A 19312-nucleotide genomic window follows, 5' to 3' on the forward strand; every position below is an offset into this window, starting at 1 on the left:
TTTTGTTTCAATAGGGCGTCGGGCCCGGTGGAACCTGGGCATAAAGCGGATCGCCATCCCAGAAGACGTCGGTCGGGCCGACGACGAAATCGACCAGGTTCCAGCGGTCATACTGGTAGCGGAGCAGGGCGTAGGTAGACAGGCCGTCCATATATTCCGCCTGGCTGGCGAAAGTCGTCAGAAACGGATCGATCCTGCCGCCCCCTGGCCGTTGGGGATTGACGTTGACAAACGCCCAGCCCGCCCCGGACCGCATCCAGCTGACCACAAACTCAACCGGTGGGCCGACGCGCGCTTCCACCATGGGCCGGATTGCGTTGAGGATGTCTCGCCTTTCCGCCGAACCGCGCGAGGGCTCGTAGACGGATTGTGCCGCAGCGCTTAGTGTGACACCCGCCATCAGAAACAGGCTCAGGACCGATATGGCAAGGCCATGAAAAACACCTAAGAACCCATGCCGTCTCAACGTCTTGTGCATTATGATCTTCCCTGACATCCGACTCGAAAAGAAACGTATCTTGAAACCCGGAAACGCTACCATGAAAACCATTGGATTGCTTGGCGGGATGAGTTGGGAAAGCACAGTCACCTATTATCAGTTTCTGAACAGGATGGCGCGCGAGCGCCTGGGCGGTCTGCATTCCGCCAGGTGCCTGATATGGTCGTGCGACTTTGCCGAGATTGCGGCCTTGCAGGCCGCCGGGGACTGGGACAAGGCAATTGAAGCCATGGTGGCCGCGGCCCGACAGGTGGAACGGGGAGGCGCGGACTGTCTCCTGATCTGCACCAACACCATGCACAAAATGGCGAAAGATGTTCAGGAGGCAATTGACATACCGCTGCTTCACATCGCAGACGCGACAGCACCTGCCATCAGAGACGCGGGGTGTTCCCATCCGTTGTTGCTGGCAACGGCCTATACGATGGAGCAGGATTTCTACAAGGGCCACCTGGAGCGCGAACATGGTATTTCCGTGAAAGTTCCTGATGAAGATGACCGGATCGAAATCCACCGGATCATCTATGAAGAACTTTGCCAGGGAGAGATCTGGGCAGACTCAAAGCAGACCTATCTGGACATCGTGGAAAAGGAAATCATGGCCGGTGCGGACGGAGTCATATTCGGCTGCACCGAGATCGGGCTGCTGGTATCAAGGGACGATTTTGCAGTTCCGGCTTTCGACACGACGGCGCTGCACGCGAAAGCCGCGCTTGATTTTGCGCTCAGCGCCTGACGGCTATGCGGTGTCCGGGCCTGGCGCCGTTTGATTGAAACTACGGCGTGCCCGCATGCATTCAAGCCAGTTGGTCAGTTTCGGCGCCCTCTTCAAAAGCATCGCGCCTTCCTCCGCCTGCGCAAACAGATGCATCATCGGAGCAGCATGGCAGTCCGCGAGACCAGGGTTGGGGCCGAGCATGAAGGGACCGGTTTCGATCAACTTTTCCAGTGTGCTGACGACAATGCGGGCCTCTCCGACCGCGGACAAAATCCTGACCTCATCAGCGGTAGCGCCATTCCGGGTTTTTGCAACACGTTCCACGTAGATTTCCCAGACACACGTCCGGTAAGCGTAGGCATCAAGGATCGACAGGATCTGGTTCATGATCGCCCGGTCCCGGGTGCCAGCGGGCTGCAGGGACGGTCCTTCAAGTGCCTCGTCCACGTAACGCAGGATCGCCCCCGTTTCAAAAAGTACAAAATCGTCGTGTCTTAGCGTGGGGATTTTGCCAAACGGGTTGAGTGAGAGATAGTCTTCCGAGACGCCTTCGGGAGCGAACACGTCGATTGGCGACAGGGTGTAAGCGTGTCCCTTTTCTTCAAGGGCGAGGCGCACGGACCGCACGTAAACCGAATAGTCAGCGCCGAAGAGTTCGATCATGGTGTCCCTCAATCGCGCGGAGCGCGAAGCATTGGCCTGTGTTTCGCGTTGCTGCTCAGGCGAGCTGGCCCGAACGGCTTCGAAAGTCTAGCCCCGGTCAGTCTCGGAAAACAGGACCTGGATCACACCTTTCAGGATGTGGTCCGATGAAGCGCGTGCAAGCAGACACACGCGCTGGAGCGTTCTCCCGTTCCACTCAAGTGTCAGCCATTGCCTTCGCCAGGTTTTCGTCGATCTTGTCGAGGAAACCGGTCGTCGTCAGCCAGCCCTGGTTCGGCCCGACGAGGAGGGCAAGGTCCTTTGTCATATGGCCGGATTCCACGGTGTCGATGCAGACCTTCTCCAGTGTGCTTGCGAACCGTGCCAACTCGTCGTTTCCGTCGAGTTTGGCGCGGTGCGCCAGACCACGGGTCCATGCGAAGATCGAGGCGATCGAGTTTGTTGATGTGCTCTCGCCCTTCTGGTGCTGCCGGTAGTGGCGGGTGACCGTGCCGTGGGCGGCTTCGGCTTCCACGGTCTTTCCGTCAGGGGTCATCAGGACCGATGTCATCAGGCCAAGGGAACCGAAGCCCTGGGCAACCGTGTCGGACTGGACATCACCGTCATAGTTCTTGCAGGCCCAGACATAGCCACCGGACCACTTGAGCGAGGAGGCGACCATATCGTCGATCAGGCGGTGCTCGTACCAGATGCCGGCCTCGGCATATCTGTCCTTGAATTCTGCGTCATAGAGTTCCTGGAACAGATCCTTGAAGCGGCCGTCATAGGCCTTGAGGATCGTGTTCTTGGTGGAGAGGTAGCAGGGAACCTTGCGCTGAAGCGCATAGTTCAAGGAGGCCCGGGCGAAATCGCGGATCGAGTCGTCCAGATTGTACATGGCCATTGCGACACCGGAGGAGGGGGCGTCAAAGACGTCCCGTTCAATGACCGTTCCATCCTCCCCGACGAACCTGATCGTCAGCTTTCCCTTGCCGGGGAAGGTGAAGTCGGTCGCGCGGTACTGGTCGCCGAACGCGTGACGGCCGACGATGATCGGCTGCGTCCATCCCGGCACGAGGCGCGGTACGTTCTGCATGATGATGGGTTCACGAAAGATCACGCCACCGAGGATGTTGCGTATGGTTCCGTTCGGAGACCGGTACATGCGCTTCAAGCCGAACTCTTCCACCCTGGCTTCGTCGGGTGTGATGGTTGCGCATTTGATGCCGACGCCATGCTTCTTGATTGCATTGGCGGCGTCGACGGTTATCTGGTCGTCCGTCTCATCCCTCTTTTGGATCGAGAGGTCGTAATAAAGCAGATCGACATCGAGATAAGGGTGGATCAGCTTGTCCTTGATGAAAGCCCAGATGATGCGTGTCATCTCGTCGCCATCGAGTTCAACGACGGGATTGTCGACTTTGATCTTTGACATGGACGGGTCTGCCTTGCTTTGTCGGGTGCCGGAAAATGGACAGGAGGTGTTGAGGCACCTTTTGTAGCTGAAATTTATTGTGCGCGCTTGTATACAATATTTGCTTGCATGGCAACAAAAGCTTCTGCAGAACGCAGAGGTGCGGAATCTTCAGGGAGACACTTTTGTTCGCGAGACGGTGTCTGGCGCATTCGTTGCCAGCGATTCCCGAGTGCTGTTGCCGAGGTGATGTGAGACACCATGCGTCTCGTATGAAGGTGAACCGGCACAAGCGAACGTGACTAGCAGCATCCGCTCATAAAGGATCGAAAAGGAACTCTGGAAGATCAGCGGCGCTGTCCAGCACCACATCCGCGTGCGGTTCGAGATCTTGACGCAGGCTTGTGCCTGTGAGAACGCCGATCGTCAGGCCTGCACCGGCAGCGCGGGCCATGTCGATGTCGTGCATGTTGTCCCCGATCACCGCGATACGCGACGCGGGATGATCAATTGCTTCGGCAAATCCATGCACCATTCCAGGTTCGGGTTTTGGGCCGTGACCGGTGTCATAGCCCGTGACGAACGAAAAACGTGATTCCAGTCCGGTTCCGGCGAGAAACGCACGGATCGCGGCCTCGCTGTCGCTGGAGGCGACACCAAGCTCGTAGTCGCGCGCCCTGAGCAAATCGACAGCCTCTCGTATTCCCGGCAAAGGTTCCGAATCGTGCATCCTGTCGACAAACAAGCGGTCGAGTTTCTCTGTCAGGTCCTCAAGCCTGAAGTCAGCACCGACAGCGATCCAGGCCTCGGCGATTTCCTCTGTGTTTCCGGCGGCCAGCAACGACCCGGCAGCCGGTTTGCCCGTGGCCGGATCGAAGCCGGAAGCCAGCAGAAAACGCTCCGTGTCCGCAGGCTCGCCCCTGGCGGCAATGCTTGCAGCTTGCCGGTAGACCGGTCCCCAGGTCGCATCAAAATCGAGCAACGTTCCGTCCTTGTCGAAGAGGACCGCCGTGATACCTGTTTTCCTGCTGTGCAGATCCTCTTGCGTCATTGGCCGGTCCTGTTTCCTTTGCTCGTCTGGTGCGGCCCAAGCTTAGCTGCTTAAGCCTGGAGGCGAGACTACATTCGTATTCTCCATGCGGTTAAAAAGCGTGCGGCTTTCTCCGTGCGATTTGCGACCTCTGCAAATGCTTCGCCTTTGAAGATGCGAACGGGATTGCCGCGTTCCAATTGGCGGTGCAAGCGGTTTTGCGCCGACCGGTCCCTTGCATAGCTTTCTTCCCGCTTGAGAACAAAAAGCGCTCTCAACCGGTCAAGTGCAACCTCCCGGTTCCGGTGCTGTGAGCGCTCGTCCGTCGAGATGGCGGAAAGTCCGCTCGGCAGATGCTTGATCCGCACCCCGCTGTCCGTCGTGTTCTGGTGCTGACCTCCGGGGCCACCGGAGCGGAAGGTCTCGACCCTGAGCACCCCGGTATCCAGATCGAACTGCGGTAGCTCGGTGCTTTCTGCCTCGAACACGCCGATAAACCAGTTCTGCCGTTTGTGGTGCGGACGGAAGGGGCTTTTGCAGATCCACTTGATCGTGCCTATCCATGCATCAGCGAAACGATCGACGCCGGAGCCGCTTAGTGTCACGAGCGCAGAGGAGGGATCCTTGCCGTTGGCGGGCGCAGAGACTTCGGCTGAAAAGCGCAGTTCTGATGTCTTTGCTTCGGCCTTCATCCGGCGCAGGACTTGCGCGACCGCCCGCTGGCATTCGCGCGGTCCGTCCCCGCTCGTCACGAGCAGATGTCTGCGGACAGAAGCGGTCATCGTTCTGCCCTCCGCTTATTCAAGCGGTTCTGCTTTTCCTGGCGGGCGGTCAAGAGATCTGCGCTGATTGCCCTCTTGAAAGTCAGCAGCGGCTTGAGTGTCGCAACGCAATCTGCAAGGCCTTCCGAGCAAAGATCGTCCAGCACCTGTTCGGGGTCCTTGTATGCATTCGGGGCCTCCTCGATGAGAAGCTGGCGGTCTTCGCAGATCACCTGACCGCCGAACGATGTCCGAACGAGGCTCTCACGATCCGACCGGGTTGCACCCGCGCGTCCCGCCATCGACCGTCGATCGTATTTGCGGCCCGAACCGTGCGCCAGCGAGGCGAGGGCGCGGGGCTTGTTGTTGCTGGGCGCCAGCACGTAGCTGTAAGCATCCCTGGACCCGGCGAGCGGAACCAGCGGTCCGTCGGCTTTTGCAGCTCCCTTTCTGTGCAGCAGCAGGTTCCGGTGATCTTCGATCAGGTTGTGAGGAACATCGCAGACCAGGCGGAGATCGGTGCGCAGGGCAAACGCGGCTCTTTCGGCAATCAGCTGCCTGTTGAGGCTGGCCCACCGCACCGCCTCATCGTGCGCAACAAGGTATGCCTTGCCTGCGGAACTCTCCGGATCAAGACCGGAGAAGCCGTCCAGCACAGACCCGAACACCGTCATGCCGAGCGATCTGGACCCGGAATGCACCAGCAGCATCAGGTCACCCTTCTTCAGGTCTTGGTCTGCCGGAAGGCGGCTCTCGTCTGCCTCATCCACCACTTGCAATTCGCAAAAGTGATTGCCGCCTCCAATGGTGCCGAGCGCCTGTAGATGCAGGTCGACAGGAAGGCCCGCTACAGCAAGGCGTTCTTGCGCGTCTCCGTTCCACGGTCCTTCGAGCGCGCGGAATTTCTGTGCGGCCTTGTCGAGCCGCAGCTTGCGGGCCGGAAGGTCGAGCGCAAAGAGGCTCATGCCGCAGCCGATATCATTGCCGATCAGCTGCGGATAGATGCGGTCAGCCAGGATCGCGCTGCCGACGGGGCCGTATTTGCCCGGATGCAGATCCGGAAACGCGGCAACACGGGAGACACCGGACATTCGCGACACAAGATCGAGCTGCTCATCGGCAGCACCTTCGATCCAGGTCTTTCCGGAATAAAATCGTTGGACGGGCGCCGCATCAGCAGATGCCGACGGCCCTTCCTCATGAGAAGTGCCCATTTGGGAACCCTTTTGAAAACAGGATGCGTTTCGGGTGCAAGTCCAGCATGCCCCGGAGTGCCTCCACCGCACCGCACATGCGGATCAGTGCAGGTTTGCCGCCTTCTTGGGCGCGCGCAACATGGTCGTCATGTCTTTTTGTCCCGTTTTCAAAAATCTTCGGACCGCTCGATGCGGTGGCGCCTAGATAAGCTTGACCGCGTCAGTTCGCAAGCGGCAGCGGCCATTGCCCGGGGTTTTGCCGGGCCCTGTTGCCAACCTGCAACGCACCGGTACCCGAACTTCTGGGCCGTCCTAAATGAAATTCAGGCGCACCCACGGATGCGCCTGATGTCTGTTTCACGTACAGCGTCCGGTTCCGGACAACCCCGTCAGAGATCCTTTGCGGCTGTCGTGCGGATCTTTTTCCAGTTCTCTTCGGCCTTGGTGATGGTGCCGGCTTCGTCCTTCTGAAACGCGCGGAAAATCTCCTCGTTCAGGAAAAGGTACAGCTTGTCGTCGACAATGGCGGCGTATTGCGGATCACCGTCGAATTTTTTGCCGACGGAGACACCGAACGTGCAGAAGCCGCCATTTTGCGGCAGGTAGGCTGCTGGATCTGCGGTGAACCTGTCCATGGTTTCCTTTGACGAAAAGTAATATGCGACACCGTCGTGAACGGCCGTATGGCGTGCCGCGCCGTCAATCCGGTTGCCGAGATTGACAAAGGCGACAGGGTCGACGCCGTGCATCCCGAGCGGAGCTCCGGCAGCGGTCAGGCCGCTGGACGTGTTGTATTCGTCCGCTGCAAAGCCAGGGCTGGTCAGGCTGGCGACGCCAAGCAACGTTGCGGCGATGAGTGTCTTTGAGAGAGACATGATGTTTTTTCCTTGTATGGATTTGAGCTCTGCCTGGCTGGGCCGTGCACCAGCCGTAGTCACCTTGCGTTCAGGGCATCGATAGATCCATGCGCGAAACGTCGCCTGAATTTGCAGATCGTCCGGAGTGTGCCGGAAAACGAAAAACACCGGCCAAGGGCCGGCGTTTTTCTGCCAACAGGTCTGCAAGGGCTCATGTAGCTTGTGTGCGTTTGCCTCACGCCGCTTGCGGTTGGCCGGTCTCGGGCTTGTGCAGGGAGACGACCGTCAGGACCGCGAGTGCATTGACGACGTAATACGCAAGATCGATACCCTTGAAGCCGAGGACGAAGGGAGCCGCAAGGAAGACCACGCCAACGGTGAAATCGACGATCAGGTGGAACGAATAGGGCAGGACCCGGATCAGGCCGGTTTCGTGGTCGGTCAGGATGGTCAGGATCAGCGCCGCAACGCCGGTCGTAACGGAAAGCCAGAAGGCAAGCGGATTGGATTGACCGAGACCCAACAGCATCGGCAGTGCGATGAGGCCAAGGGCGACCGGATAGTCCAGATAGGCGTGGATGGTTTTCGTGACAAAGCGGATATTCATGTCGTGCTCCTGGATTGGGACTGATGAGAGGCGTGTGCCTCATGAACCTCAAGATGATCCGCACATGACGATTGTTCCATGCACGAAAGTCCCTCAAAATTGACCGATCGTCCGACGTACTTGCGGTACGGCAACGAAAGCCGCAAAAAGGTGCAGGCCGACACTCGGGATGACCAGATATGAAAAACGATGCCCTTAGCCAGATCCTGGATGCTTTGAAGCTGCGCGGATCGATCTATTTTCACACCAGTTTTTCACCGCCCTGGGCGGTCGCCGTTCCGGCCTTCGGACATGTTGCCCGGTTCCACATGGCGATGCGTGGCGCATGCTGGCTGAAGGTCGAGGGCTACGCAGAGCCCATCTATCTGGCAACAGGTGATCTGGTCGTGATCCCGCACGGGGCCGCCCATGTCCTGTGCGACGAACTCGGGCGGGAGGCTGCGAGCGTCGACCAGGTTCTTCAGGAAACCGGGTATACGGGTGATGGTGCGCTCTATTACGGCGGGCCGGAAGAAGAACAGAGCTGCAAGCTGTTTTGCGGACATTTTGAGTTCGAGGACGGTTCGGTCCACCCGATCCTCGATGCGTTGCCGCAGGTCATCCATGTTCCCAATACCCAGACACTGAACGCGCACTGGCTGGAGACCGTCATGCGCTTTGTCGCCAGCGAAGTGCGTGCGAACCTGCCGGGCGCTGATGCCATCGTGCACCGGCTCACGGAGATCATCTTCATCCAGGTGGTGCGCACCTTTGTCGATCAGGAAGGCGACAGGGCAGGGTGCCTTGCCGCGGTCCTCAATTCGAAGCTGGGGCGCTCCATGTCCCGGATACATTCAGCGCCCGAGCAACCCTGGACCATAGAGACGCTGGCGCGGGAGGCGGGCATGTCACGTACCGTTTTCGCGGAACGTTTTACCAGTCTCGTCGGCATGACACCGCTGGCCTACGTCACGCATTGGCGCATGGAAAAGGCGCGCCGCGATCTGCGTGACACGGACCTGCCGCTGATCGATATCGCGGAAAACATCGGCTACAGCTCCGAGGCCGCCTTCAACCGCGCGTTCAAGCGCCAGTTCAATCAGACCCCGGGCCAGATGCGGCGGTTGGGAACGGCTTTTGCAGCGGAAGGGGTGTAGCGGCTGGTCATCTGTGGAGGAGAGTCAGGCAGCGTGATCCAGGTTCTTAGCTCAGCGGCTTTGGGCTGAACCAACCTAATGTGTCCTTCGTCGTTCCGGACAAGCTCAGCCAAGGCTGCGCGCCGATCCGGAATCCAGAAATCATTTCGCGCCCTGGGCGCGACACTTTCCGAAAGCATGGATTTCCGGGTTCGCTTTGCTCACGCTCATTCTGGATTCCGGATCAGCGTTCGGCTGTGCCTCACTTGTCCGGAATGACGCTGGTGGTAAATGACCAATTGTGGAGAAACTTTAGGGTACGGCCTCATAAATCAAGCCGATTTGGCGGCAGAAATGGCAAGATCTCGGGCGGAAGCGTGTGCAGAGCGGGCTTGTTGCCCGGTCAAGCGCGGTGACGCCGCGATATGCAGCCATTTTGCCGTCCTTCGGATTTGGCCGTTTTGGCCATCTGCCACGTCGCGAAAGGCTTCAAAATGAACCACATTTCCTGCGCTTTCGCTTCTCGCAGCTGGTCAAAACGATCCAAACCAAATTGACTTGATTAATGAGTCCGTACCCTAGACATCGTCTGACAAAACAAAGGGGCGGAAAAGTCCGCCCCTCAAGTCTTATTGTGGCCGGACGGTTAGCCGATAATGCCGTTCAGCGTTGCGCTCGGGCGCATCACCGCGTCGACCTTGGCCTGCGGGGCATGGTAGTAGCCGCCCGTATCGGCCGGAGAACCCTGAACGCCGTTGAGTTCACCAACGATTTTGTCTTCATTGGCGGACAGCGCTTCCGCGATCGGTGTGAACTGGGCTTTCAGCTCCGCGTCCTTGTCCTGGGCGGCAAGGGCCTTGGCCCAGTAAAGCGCGATGTAGAAATGGCTGCCGCGGTTGTCGAGGCCGCCGACGCGCCGCGCCGGGGACTTATCGTTGTCGAGCAGGCCTTCAATCGCCGTGTCGAGGGCATCGGCCAGGACCTGCGCCTTGGCGTTGTTCTTGGCGTTGGCAAGGTGCTCCAGAGACGCGCCGAGCGCGCAGAATTCGCCGAGGGAATCCCAGCGCAGGTAGTTTTCCTCCTGAAGCTGCTGGACGTGCTTCGGGGCAGAGCCGCCGGCGCCGGTTTCGAAGAGCCCGCCCCCGTTCATCAGCGGCACGATGGACAGCATCTTGGCCGAGGTGCCGACTTCCAGGATCGGATAAAGGTCGGTCAGGTAGTCGCGCAGCACGTTGCCCGTGATCGCGATCGTGTCCTCGCCGCGGGCAATCCGCTCGGTGGTGTATCTGGCCGCTTCGGTCGGTGCCATGATTTTCAGATCGAGACCGGACGTATCGTGTTCCGGCAGGTAGGCGTTGACCTTCTTGATCAGTTCCGCGTCGTGGGCGCGCTTCTCGTTCAGCCAGAAGACGCCGGGCATGCCGGAAAGACGCGACCGGGTGACGCCCAGCTTGACCCAGTCGCGGATCGGTGCGTCCTTTGTGCGGCAGGCGCGCCAGATGTCACCTTCCTCGACCTCATGGGAAATCAGCGTGTTCCCTGTCTCGTCGACGATGCGCATGACACCGTCTGCGGGGGCTTTGAAGGTCTGGGGGTGAGAGCCGTATTCCTCGGCCTTCTGCGCCATCAGGCCGACATTCGGCACCGTGCCCATTTTGGCGGGGTCGAGCGCGCCGTTCTCGCGGCAGAAATCGATCACGGCGGAATAGACGCCGGCATAGGAGCTGTCCGGAATGACGCACTTGGAATCGTGTTCATTGCCGTCCGGGCCCCAGCCTTTTCCACCCGCGCGGATCAGGGCAGGCATGGAGGCGTCGATGATGACGTCGGAGGAAACGTGCAGGTTGGTGATGCCCTTGTCGGAGTTCACCATGTAAAGATCAGGACCGGTTTCGAGGGCTGCCTTGATGTCGGCTTCCACTTCCGCGCGCTTGTCCGCCGGCAGGCTGGCAACCTTGGCGTCCAGATCGCCGAGACCGAGATCCTGGTTGACGCCGAGTTCCGCGAAGGTCGCGGCATGCTTTTCAAAAACGTCTTTCAGGAACGCCTTGACGCAGTGGCCGAACAGGATCGGGTCGGAGACCTTCATCATGGTGGCTTTCAGGTGCAACGAGAACAGCACACCCTGGTCCTTGGCGTCCTGAATTTCCTTTTCCAGAAACGTTTTCAATGCCTTGACACTCATGAAAGTCGCGTCGATGACGTCGCCTTCTTCCAGCGGCCAGTCAGCCTTCAGAACGGTCAGGTCACCGCCGTTTGCGTCGAATTCGATCTTCGCGGTCCCCGTGGAGACAGCCGGGACGGTGATTGACTTTTCGTTGGAGAAGAAGTCGTTCTTACCCATTGTAGCGACGTGTGTCTTGGACGAATTGGACCATGCGCCCATGCGGTGCGGGTTTTTCTTGGCGTATTCCTTGACGGCCTTGGGGGCGCGGCGGTCGGAATTGCCTTCGCGCAGGACCGGGTTCACGGCAGAACCCTTGATGGCATCATATTTTGCCTTGACGGTCTTTTCTTCCTCGTTTGCCGGTTCCGCCGGATAGTCGGGCAGCTTGTAACCCTGCGATTGCAGCTCCGTGATCGCGGCATTAAGCTGCGGCTGGGAGGCGGAAATGTTCGGCAGCTTGATGACATTGGCGTCCGGCTGCTTGACCATCTGGCCGAGTTCGGCAAGGTCATCGGACTGCTTCTGGTCGTCGGTCAGGTATTCGGGAAAACTCGCCAGGACGCGGCCTGCAAGCGAAATGTCCCGTGTGCCGATGGTAAGTCCTGCTGCCTTGGTGAAGGTGCGGATGATGGGCAGAAACGAGGCGCTTGCCAGTTCGGGCGCTTCGTCGACCTTGGTGTAGATGATATCGGCCATGGTGCTCACATTTCCCAGTGTTCGATGTGTTCGACGTGTGCTCGCCAGGGGCGGGATCTGGCCCCCGGGATCGGAATTTCGCCTAGCGTATACAATTGTACGCAATCAAAAGCCAGCCCTTCGAAAGACAAAGGCTGTTGATCGGCCACGTTCCAGGGTACGGCCCCATAAATGAAGCCGATTTGGCGGCAGAAATGGCAATATCTCGGGAGGAAGCGTGTGCAGAGCGGGCTTTTTGCCCGGTCAAGCGCGGTGACGCGGCGAGGTAAAGCCATTTTGCCGTCCTTCGGATTTGACCGTTTTGGCCATCTGCCACGTCGTGAAAGGCTTGAAAATGCACCACATTTCCTGCGCTTTCGCTCTTCGCAACTGGTCAAAACGATCCAAACCAAATTGACTGCATTTATGGGTCCGTACCCTAACAAACAGGGGAGAAATGTCTATCGACAAGCGTCAGTGCGGATGGCTGCTCGTTGTCGCTTCGACCGTTCCAGGTGATGGCATATGCCCTCAGAAGCGGTTCGAGGAGACGCGTTTCAAAGGCGAGGACACCGATCGGGTAGAAGTCGTGATACTTTCGAAAGGGTTTCAGCCAAGCAATGTATTTGGGAATGATGTATTCAAATTCGGTCGCCTCAATGTACAGAATCCTGCTGAAATCGTGCTTTCTGACATAGATATTCCGAACGACGTTCCAAGGGATTGGCTGGCTGAACACACGCTTGTCGTGAAATCCGTTGGGCCCGATCAGAACTACGGGCTCAGTTGCGTTCCAGAGCCGCTTCAGGTTCAGACATGCGAGCGAACCACAGCCGAACAGGAACAACAGACCGGTCAGGCCGTTTTCCACCTCAATCCCGCCCGATGTGATGACTTTCCAGGTTGTCAGGCCCCCGAAGGCCGCCAGGAGTGAAGTTACGACGAACCACACAAACAGGCTGACAACTGACCGCCTGATCTTGACTGTTTTGTTCGGATCGAAGTCCATTTTTTCGAAATAACGCCCTTTGATGGAGAACTCAAATCCATAAACCTGAGGTTTTAAGAAGGCGTTATGCCTCCGGACTGCATTCGACTTTGCCTCATGTGTCTGGATTGAAAGGGCTCTGCTTTTGGCATTCCGGACGGGGCGCAGCGTAGATCCGAGTCGTAATACGCCGGCGGCTCCCGGATCAAAACTTGTGGGATCAGCGTTTACTGGTTCCCTGCCCTCGCAGGGATGACAAAATGGGAGAGGGGGCAGGCACCGCAAACGCCGCTACGTCATTCCGGACATGTGCAGCGGCAGCTGGGCGGCGACCCGGACTCGAGAAGTCATCTCGCGCCGGTGGCGCCGCATCTTCCAAAACAGAGATTTGCGCGTTCGCTTCGCTCACACTGATGTCTGGTTTCCGGATCGGCGTTCGGCTGTGCCTCACTTGTCCGGAATGACGGAGTATTCTTCCGTCTTTTGGAGCCTTGCTTCAGGTCCAGATGCTGCTGCCATCTCGCAAAAACAAGAAAACCCGGCAAGACGGCTGCGTGTCCTGCCGGGTTTCTTGTCGTCGTAATGGAAAGTGCGTCTAGCGGCCGCTGACCGCATCGGCGAGGGCCGGGAAGCGAACGATCTTGTAGGTGCCGAGCGATGCGTCTTCACCGCCATTGAGGACCGGCGAGCGGTGCAGTTCGTTGATGGTCGCGTAGACATAGCCGTCCGCACCGATCGAGAAGCCGTCCGGCCAGGGCAGGTCTTCATCCGACTGCAACAGGACCTCGTAGCTGCCGTCAGGCCTGGTGACACCGATTGCATTGTCCGTCATCGCGGTGATGTAGACATTGCCGCCCGTATCAACGGTGGAACCGTCCGAAATCGGCTTGTCGCCATAACGTTCCACGCGTTCTGCAAGGTCCTCGTCGGCGAGGTCTTCATTCAGGAGATCGGCCGTGCGGACCCTGTACATGGCGCTGGCCGTCATCGGGGCGAAATAGACCCAGGTGTTGGTCGGGTCGACCGTGATCGGATTCACGCCGATCTTCGCAGGGTTGCCACCGAGCAGGATTTCGCGTCCGTCAATTACCATGGGCGTGTCTTCCGGGGTGGTGAATTGCGAACCCTCCAGCACGCGGCGCGATCGGCCCGTTTCAAGATCGACGACGATCAGGGCCGAGTTCACCCCGTCACCCGTGTCGGAGATGTAGATGGCCTCGTGATCGCGGTCGACGGCGAGATCGTTCAGGAACGAGGTCGGCCGGGCGACCGGAGCACCGATATAGTGGATCGCATGCAACTGTTCGGTTTTCGTATTCCAGCCGACGACACGGCCCGTCTGGTTCTCGCCCTGACCGTCGAGCATCCACAGGATGCCGTCCCGGTCGGCGCGCAGCCCGAGCACGCCTTTCAGGCCGTCACCGTCTTCCTGGGGCGCGCGCGCCCAGGCCTCGCTCGGATAGGGTTTCGTCGAACCATCCTTCATCACTTCAACGACACGAAGTTCCGGGCCGTAGAATTCGTGCACCGACATGAACATGCGGCCGTCCGGTCCGATCGCCAGGTTGCCCGGCGGCATGGACTTGTCGAAGTCGAGATACGTCTCGATGCCGTCCGCAGCGGCCGGGAAGATCAGGGCGGCGCTGAGACCGGCGGCTGCCAAAAAGCGTTTCATGGGCTCCTCCATATGTTGATGAGGAGGGTTTAATTGTTTTAGATTTTGAACAGAACTCCCTGAATTTCGAAAGCAGCGTTAGAAAAAATCGAATGTACAGCATTGCGGACCTGCAAACCTTCGTCACTGTCGCCAAAAACAGCGGCATTACCTCTTCGGCCGGCCAGCTCGGAATTTCGACGGCGACAACCAGCCACCGGATCGCCAAACTGGAACAAGCGCTCGGCGTCACCCTGTTTCACCGGAACAGCCGGACGTTCCGGCTGACCGACGAGGGACAGGTCTTTCTGGAACGGGTCGATATGATCCTCGACGACCTGCAGCAGGCGGAGATGGAGGTCGGCAGCGGCACGGCGCGCCTGCGCGGGCATTTGCGCGTCACCATGTCTCCGTGGATCCTGTCCCGGTTCATCATGCCCGTCCTGGGGGAGTTCCGGCAGGCAAATCCCGACCTCACCATCGAATTTCTGGCGGTCGACCGTTTCGTGCCGCTGGTCGAAGAGGCACAGGACTGTGCGATCCGTGTCGGTCAGCTCGCCGACAGTGCACTTGTTGCCCGGAAGCTGAGTGACAATGACCGGATCGTCTGTGCGTCGCCAACGCTTCTGAAAACCCACGGTGAACCGCAAACCGTGGACGATCTCAGGGATTGCCCGTGGGTCTGTCTTCCCTGGCAGACACGCTTCGACATGAACGACGCGAAAGGCCGCAAGCGTCCGTTCACGGTCAGCAGAAGCATCGCGGTGTCAAACTCCGACATGCTGACAACCGGGGCGGTGGAGGGGCTCGGCATCGCCGTAAAGTCGCGCATGGCGGTTAAGGACGAACTTGAGAAAGGCGTGCTGCTCGAAGTCCTGCCGGGATGCCTCCATGCACCTGAAGCGCCCGTCTGGTTCGTTTTTGCGGCCGAAAGCCGATCCGGCCGCAAGACGAAAGCCTTTCACGAAGTGGCCAGGCGGGCTTTCGGCCGCTGATCGTCCTTGCACGTGCTTTTCATTTTTCCCCGGAAGCGCTAAACCCCGCAGCATGAGCAAGAATGCAAAAATCAGAGACGAGGCCCGGGCCGTGACGGCCAAGCCGCCCGCCGTGATCCTGTGCGAACCCCAACTCGGGGAAAACATCGGTACGGCTGCGCGGGCGATGGCGAATTTCGGGCTCGTTGATCTGCGGATCGTCAATCCGCGTGACGGATGGCCGAGCGAAAAGGCGCGGGCTGCCGCCAGCCGAGCCGACCACGTCATCGACAAGGTCCAGGTTTTCAACAGTGTCGAGGCGGCGATTGCGGATCTTCAATTCGTCTATGCAACGACGGCACGCTCACGCGAGGTACCAAAGCCCGTGCGCGGTCCTGACGAAGCGGCACACAAGAGCGTGGAGCTCGGAGAGAAGGGGCATGCGACCGGGTACCTGTTCGGCCGGGAGCGCTGGGGCCTCAACAATGACGAGGTTGCGCTGGCCGACGAGATCGTCACGCTGCCGGTCGACCCGGATTTCGCATCCCTGAACATTGCCCAGGCGGTTCTTGTCTGTGCCTATGAATGGCGCAAGACGGCAACATCCGGCGCACTTCCGTTCATTCTGTCCGAAGACGAGCATCCTCCAGCAAAGAAGGAAGATGTCCTGCGCTTCTTCGAACACCTGGAAGGCGCGCTTGACGAGGTGACGTTCTTCCGGCCGCCGGAGCGGAGACCTCACATGGTGCGCACGCTTCGCAACATCTTCCAGAAAGCCGAACTGACCGAACAGGAAGTGCGGGCGCTTCGCGGCATTGTCGCGTCGCTGGAAAAGCGCGAGCCGCGGCCGCGCAAGGATCGTGGTGAGGGACGTGGAGACTGAGGGCCGCAAGACGCGTCGCGACGGACCGGTCCTGATCTTTGATTCCGGTCTCGGTGGCCTGACCGTCCTGCGCGAGGCGCGCTACCTGCTGCCTTACGAAACCCTGCTCTATGTGGCGGATGATGCCGCCTTTCCGATCGGTCGCTGGGCCGAGGAAGACCTCAAGGCGCGTCTGCTGGCGCTGTTTGAGAACCTGATCGCGGACCACCGGCCGAAGGCGGTGGTGATTGCCTGCAACACCGCATTCACGCTGGCCGGCGAAGCGCTGCGCAAAGCCCATCCCGGCACGCCCTTTGTCGGCACAGTGCCGGCAATTAAGCCGGCAGCGGAACAGACATCGTCCGGTCTCATATCCGTTCTGGCGACGCCCGGAACGGTGCGCAGAGCCTATACGCGCACCTTGATCGACAGCTTTGCCAGTCAGTGCCACGTGCGCCTGGTCGGTTCTGACAAGCTAGCCGAACTCTCCGAAAGACACCTGCGCGGCCAGGATGTCGCGGACGAAGCGCTTTTTGCCGAGATCTCTGACTGTTTCCTGGAACAGGACGGCAGAAGGACGGATGTCGTGGTGCTCGCGTGCACGCACTACCCGTTTCTGGCGAACCGCTTTCGCAAGCTCGCTCCGTGGCCCGTAGACTGGCTGGATCCGGCCGAAGCCATCGCACGCCAACTGGTGCGCGTGCTGGAAGACAATGCCGCGAGCGCGCCCTCTAACGCGTTGGACTGTGCCGTGTTTACGTCTGCGCCCGCAGATCCGGTGCTGATGCGTCTGCTGGCGGGATTCGGACTGACGCTCGTGACCTAGGGTACGGACCCATAAATGAAGACGATTTGGCGGCAGAAATGGCAGAATCTCGGGAGGAAGCGTGTGCAGAGCGGGCTTTTGCCCGGTCAAGCGCGGTGACGCTGCGGGGTGAAGCCATTTTGCCGTCCTTCGGATTTGGCCGTTTTGGCCATCTGCCACGTCGCGCAAGGCTTGAAAATGCACCACATTTCCTGCGCTTTCGCTTCTCGCAGTTGGTCAAAACGATCCAAACCAAATTGACTTCATTTTTGGGGCCGTACCTTAAGCGGCAAGGCTCCTGACGACGATACCGTCATCCGAGCGCTTCGCTTCGAGCTTAAGATTGCTGATTTCATCGTTCAGCGCGTCCGGGTGCATTGTCAGTCCCCTGGACAGGCTCAGGATTGAAATCGAACACTGCAGCAGCGGGAATTGCCGGGTCGTGCCGAAACGGTCCTGTGCCTCCATGAAACCCTGTTCCCGGTGGACCGGATCGTAAAAACTTTCCACGTCATCCCTGAAGGCGCGTTTGAGGGCGAGCAGCCGGGCAGCAACGTCTGTCTGATCCATCTGCTGAAACCCGGCGAAAAAATCGTCGCCGCCGACATGGCCATGAAACGTGCCGGTGCCGGATACGTGCCGCTGCAACAGTTCACTGAACAGGATGATGGCCCGGTCGCCCTGCTTGTAGCCATAGGTATCGTTGAAGGGTTTGAAATTGTCGAAGTCGAGGTAACACAGATGACGCTCCTGGTTCCCCTTGCGCGCGGCTTCGGCGATGTAGCGTGTGACCGCGCTGTTGCCGGGAAGGCGGGTGAGGGGATTCTGGTCCTGGGCCTCCTGGAGGCGTTTCTCGTGGATTATCTTCAGGAGCGACGTTGCCGACAGAAAGCCGGCGTAGTGAAAGTTTTCGGTCAGGATGATGCCGTCGGAGTTGATCGAGGAGGCAAAGGTCACCAACAGCATGTCGGCATTTGAATTGATGTCGGCAATCGGGCAGGCGCGGACAAAGGGTCTGATCGGCGCGTTCAGGTCCAGGTTCGGCTTTTCATCTGTATGCGCGCCGGAATAGAGATACTTCTTCAGGTCCCGTTCGTGGACGAAACCGCGTGGCTCCTGATTGTCATCGACAACCGGGATCGCGTTTCCCTCCTGGTTGGAAACGACCATATCCAGAAGCTCTCCCATCGAGGCATGGAGATTGATTGTCGGCAGCTGGATCAGTTCGCTGCGTATCCTGTCCTGTTCAGTGCGCTTTTTCAGACCGGCTTCCGGTCGTCTCAAATGCTCATAAAACAGCTTCACGGAGGAAGGTCTTGAAATCGGACCGGCAACGAACGCGCCTTGAACAAGATCGCAGCCGATGTCGCGGCATGCCTTGAATTCCCGCTCTGTTTCCGTGCCTTGCGCGATCACGCGGGCGCCAAGGACGTGAGCAAGGTTCGCCACCGTCGTCACGAAGAGTTTTCTGCGCGGATCGCTGTCGACGTTGGCAAGGAAGAACCGGTCGATCTTGACGTAATCGGGCGAAAGGTCGTGCAGCATGCGCAGCTCCGAGGACGCCTGCCCGAACTCCACAAGGGCGATCATGAAGCCGGAGTCGCGCAGATCGTCTATGGCATGTTCGATGCCATCGGCGACGGCCTGGCGGTGGCGCTCCGAAAAGGCGATGCAGATCTGGTGGGTCTGCAATCCGGCATCGGTCACCTTGGACGTAAATGACGACGTAAATGTTGCCCCGGGACGACGTTGGTGTCCCAGGTCCCGTCCATCGAGTTTGAAGAAGAGTTTGGTTCCTTGCGCAATCCGCAGCTTCTTGAAATTCGCGAGCACCTTTTCGAAGAGCCGGATGTTCAATTCGGGCAGAAAGCCCGCATTGAATGCGACCTCGGTCAGGCTTTCAAAACTCTCGACAACGGAGCTGTCGACGATCTGCGGTTGCGCATCGTAACCGTAGACAACGCCCGTTCCGATGTCGGCGACCGGCTGGAGCAGGAAGTCGACCTGGTTGCAACAGGCCTCAGCGGATTGCAATTCGGTTGCTGAGATACCCAAGTCCGTATCCTGCGGAGGGTTGATATTGGCGTGCATATTGGATCCTGGAAACAAGCCAGGGGCGCAAGAGCCCTTCTTTTCGTAATGTCATGCCCTCATTTGCCACTGATATTAATATCTATGGTTGCAGGGCTGATTGCATAGTGAAAAATTGCAATTAATTTTTCCTAAATGTATGCATTGTTTTTCCGTAACGGCGCTTCGCGCTTAAACTAAGTTAATTCAAGCGTTTGATATCGATTGTCTTTCATTGATTTTTTTTCCTGCTTAAGGGGTGGAAAAAATGCGTGTTT

Annotated in this window: 17 protein-coding genes; 5 read left to right on the top strand and 12 right to left on the bottom strand. The window is 58.8% G+C overall.

Annotation, left to right across the window (positions count from 1 at the left end):
* Positions 1-7: 7 nt before the first annotated feature.
* The gene (locus tag RDA78_RS18355) at positions 8-478 is read right to left on the bottom strand and encodes a hypothetical protein (RefSeq protein ID WP_434051261.1); all 471 of its coding nucleotides are present in this window, start codon (positions 476-478) and stop codon (positions 8-10) included.
* Between the two features lie 61 nt (positions 479-539).
* On the opposite strand from RDA78_RS18355, the gene RDA78_RS18360 reads away from it, so the two are divergent.
* Positions 540-1235 carry an aspartate/glutamate racemase family protein gene (locus RDA78_RS18360; protein ID WP_434051262.1) on the top strand — a complete coding sequence of 232 codons (696 nt, stop codon included), beginning with the start codon at positions 540-542 and terminating at the stop codon, positions 1233-1235.
* 3 nt (positions 1236-1238) lie between these two features.
* Here RDA78_RS18360 and RDA78_RS18365 read toward each other — a convergent pair whose 3' ends face one another.
* The 7 genes from RDA78_RS18365 to RDA78_RS18395 all read right to left on the bottom strand — a co-directional run bounded on the left by RDA78_RS18365 (position 1239) and on the right by RDA78_RS18395 (position 7724).
* Positions 1239-1880: a glutathione S-transferase family protein gene (locus RDA78_RS18365; protein WP_434051263.1), complete on the bottom strand. Its 642-nt coding sequence runs from the start codon at positions 1878-1880 to the stop codon at positions 1239-1241.
* 196 nt (positions 1881-2076) lie between these two features.
* The gene (locus tag RDA78_RS18370) at positions 2077-3294 is read right to left on the bottom strand and encodes an NADP-dependent isocitrate dehydrogenase (protein ID WP_434051264.1); all 1218 of its coding nucleotides are present in this window, start codon (positions 3292-3294) and stop codon (positions 2077-2079) included.
* Between the two features lie 295 nt (positions 3295-3589).
* Positions 3590-4324: an HAD family hydrolase gene (locus RDA78_RS18375; RefSeq protein WP_434051265.1), complete on the bottom strand. Its 735-nt coding sequence runs from the start codon at positions 4322-4324 to the stop codon at positions 3590-3592.
* Positions 4325-4392: 68 nt separating this feature from the next.
* Positions 4393-5085, bottom strand: coding sequence for a peptide chain release factor H (gene prfH, locus RDA78_RS18380; protein WP_434051266.1), 693 nt, complete (start codon positions 5083-5085; stop codon positions 4393-4395).
* Positions 5082-6278 (bottom strand): RNA ligase RtcB family protein, encoded by a 1197-nt coding sequence (locus RDA78_RS18385; protein ID WP_434051267.1) that lies wholly within the window; start codon positions 6276-6278, stop codon positions 5082-5084. Before RDA78_RS18385 ends, prfH begins: the two co-directional genes overlap by 4 nt.
* A gap of 371 nt (positions 6279-6649) precedes the next feature.
* Positions 6650-7135, bottom strand: a complete 486-nt coding sequence (locus tag RDA78_RS18390; RefSeq protein ID WP_434051268.1) for a YHS domain-containing (seleno)protein — start codon at positions 7133-7135, stop codon at positions 6650-6652.
* A 217-nt stretch (positions 7136-7352) separates the two neighbouring features.
* Entirely contained in the window at positions 7353-7724 is a 372-nt protein-coding gene (locus RDA78_RS18395; RefSeq protein ID WP_434051269.1) for an SPW repeat domain-containing protein, read from the bottom strand.
* Between the two features lie 179 nt (positions 7725-7903).
* On the opposite strand from RDA78_RS18395, the gene RDA78_RS18400 reads away from it, so the two are divergent.
* Positions 7904-8860 carry an AraC family transcriptional regulator gene (locus RDA78_RS18400; protein WP_434051270.1) on the top strand — a complete coding sequence of 319 codons (957 nt, stop codon included), beginning with the start codon at positions 7904-7906 and terminating at the stop codon, positions 8858-8860.
* 625 nt (positions 8861-9485) lie between these two features.
* Here the strand turns inward: RDA78_RS18400 and RDA78_RS18405 are convergent.
* The 3 genes from RDA78_RS18405 to RDA78_RS18415 form a co-directional block, all read right to left on the bottom strand.
* Positions 9486-11702 (bottom strand): NADP-dependent isocitrate dehydrogenase, encoded by a 2217-nt coding sequence (locus RDA78_RS18405; RefSeq protein WP_434051271.1) that lies wholly within the window; start codon positions 11700-11702, stop codon positions 9486-9488.
* A 418-nt stretch (positions 11703-12120) separates the two neighbouring features.
* Positions 12121-12690 carry a hypothetical protein gene (locus tag RDA78_RS18410; protein ID WP_434051272.1) on the bottom strand — a complete coding sequence of 190 codons (570 nt, stop codon included), beginning with the start codon at positions 12688-12690 and terminating at the stop codon, positions 12121-12123.
* Positions 12691-13264: 574 nt separating this feature from the next.
* Positions 13265-14344, bottom strand: a complete 1080-nt coding sequence (locus tag RDA78_RS18415) for an L-dopachrome tautomerase-related protein (protein ID WP_434051273.1) — start codon at positions 14342-14344, stop codon at positions 13265-13267.
* Between the two features lie 92 nt (positions 14345-14436).
* On the opposite strand from RDA78_RS18415, the gene RDA78_RS18420 reads away from it, so the two are divergent.
* From RDA78_RS18420 to murI, 3 genes are read left to right on the top strand one after another with little or no spacing between them, the layout of a single operon-like run.
* Positions 14437-15318, top strand: a complete 882-nt coding sequence (locus RDA78_RS18420; RefSeq protein WP_434051274.1) for a LysR family transcriptional regulator — start codon at positions 14437-14439, stop codon at positions 15316-15318.
* A gap of 52 nt (positions 15319-15370) precedes the next feature.
* On the top strand, positions 15371-16180 hold the full coding sequence (locus RDA78_RS18425) for an RNA methyltransferase (protein ID WP_434051275.1): 810 nt from the start codon (positions 15371-15373) through the stop codon (positions 16178-16180).
* On the top strand, positions 16170-16985 hold the full coding sequence (gene murI / locus RDA78_RS18430; RefSeq protein ID WP_434051276.1) for a glutamate racemase: 816 nt from the start codon (positions 16170-16172) through the stop codon (positions 16983-16985). The genes RDA78_RS18425 and murI overlap by 11 nt, the downstream gene beginning before the upstream one ends.
* A 261-nt stretch (positions 16986-17246) precedes the next feature.
* Here the strand turns inward: murI and RDA78_RS18435 are convergent, their stop codons facing one another.
* The gene (locus tag RDA78_RS18435; RefSeq protein WP_434051277.1) at positions 17247-19019 is read right to left on the bottom strand and encodes an EAL domain-containing protein; all 1773 of its coding nucleotides are present in this window, start codon (positions 19017-19019) and stop codon (positions 17247-17249) included.
* Between the last annotated feature and the right edge of the window lie 293 nt (positions 19020-19312).

The organism is Roseibium sp. (assembly GCF_051016195.1).
Taxonomy (GTDB): Bacteria; Pseudomonadota; Alphaproteobacteria; order Rhizobiales; family Stappiaceae; genus Roseibium.

Bases quoted from the DNA above. Each gene is read 5' to 3' on its own strand.
- RDA78_RS18420 (WP_434051274.1), top strand. From the start codon at position 14,437: ATGTACAGCATTGCGGACCTGCAAACCTTCGTCACTGTCGCCAAAAAC.
- prfH (WP_434051266.1), bottom strand. From the start codon at position 5,085: ATGACCGCTTCTGTCCGCAGACATCTGCTCGTGACGAGCGGGGACGGA.
- RDA78_RS18395 (WP_434051269.1), bottom strand. From the start codon at position 7,724: ATGAATATCCGCTTTGTCACGAAAACCATCCACGCCTATCTGGACTAT.
- RDA78_RS18410 (WP_434051272.1), bottom strand. From the start codon at position 12,690: ATGGACTTCGATCCGAACAAAACAGTCAAGATCAGGCGGTCAGTTGTC.
- RDA78_RS18390 (WP_434051268.1), bottom strand. From the start codon at position 7,135: ATGTCTCTCTCAAAGACACTCATCGCCGCAACGTTGCTTGGCGTCGCC.
- RDA78_RS18375 (WP_434051265.1), bottom strand. From the start codon at position 4,324: ATGACGCAAGAGGATCTGCACAGCAGGAAAACAGGTATCACGGCGGTC.
- RDA78_RS18355 (WP_434051261.1), bottom strand. From the start codon at position 478: ATGCACAAGACGTTGAGACGGCATGGGTTCTTAGGTGTTTTTCATGGC.
- RDA78_RS18425 (WP_434051275.1), top strand. From the start codon at position 15,371: ATGAGCAAGAATGCAAAAATCAGAGACGAGGCCCGGGCCGTGACGGCC.
- RDA78_RS18405 (WP_434051271.1), bottom strand. From the start codon at position 11,702: ATGGCCGATATCATCTACACCAAGGTCGACGAAGCGCCCGAACTGGCA.
- RDA78_RS18360 (WP_434051262.1), top strand. From the start codon at position 540: ATGAAAACCATTGGATTGCTTGGCGGGATGAGTTGGGAAAGCACAGTC.
- RDA78_RS18365 (WP_434051263.1), bottom strand. From the start codon at position 1,880: ATGATCGAACTCTTCGGCGCTGACTATTCGGTTTACGTGCGGTCCGTG.
- RDA78_RS18400 (WP_434051270.1), top strand. From the start codon at position 7,904: ATGAAAAACGATGCCCTTAGCCAGATCCTGGATGCTTTGAAGCTGCGC.
- RDA78_RS18415 (WP_434051273.1), bottom strand. From the start codon at position 14,344: ATGAAACGCTTTTTGGCAGCCGCCGGTCTCAGCGCCGCCCTGATCTTC.
- RDA78_RS18370 (WP_434051264.1), bottom strand. From the start codon at position 3,294: ATGTCAAAGATCAAAGTCGACAATCCCGTCGTTGAACTCGATGGCGAC.
- RDA78_RS18385 (WP_434051267.1), bottom strand. From the start codon at position 6,278: ATGGGCACTTCTCATGAGGAAGGGCCGTCGGCATCTGCTGATGCGGCG.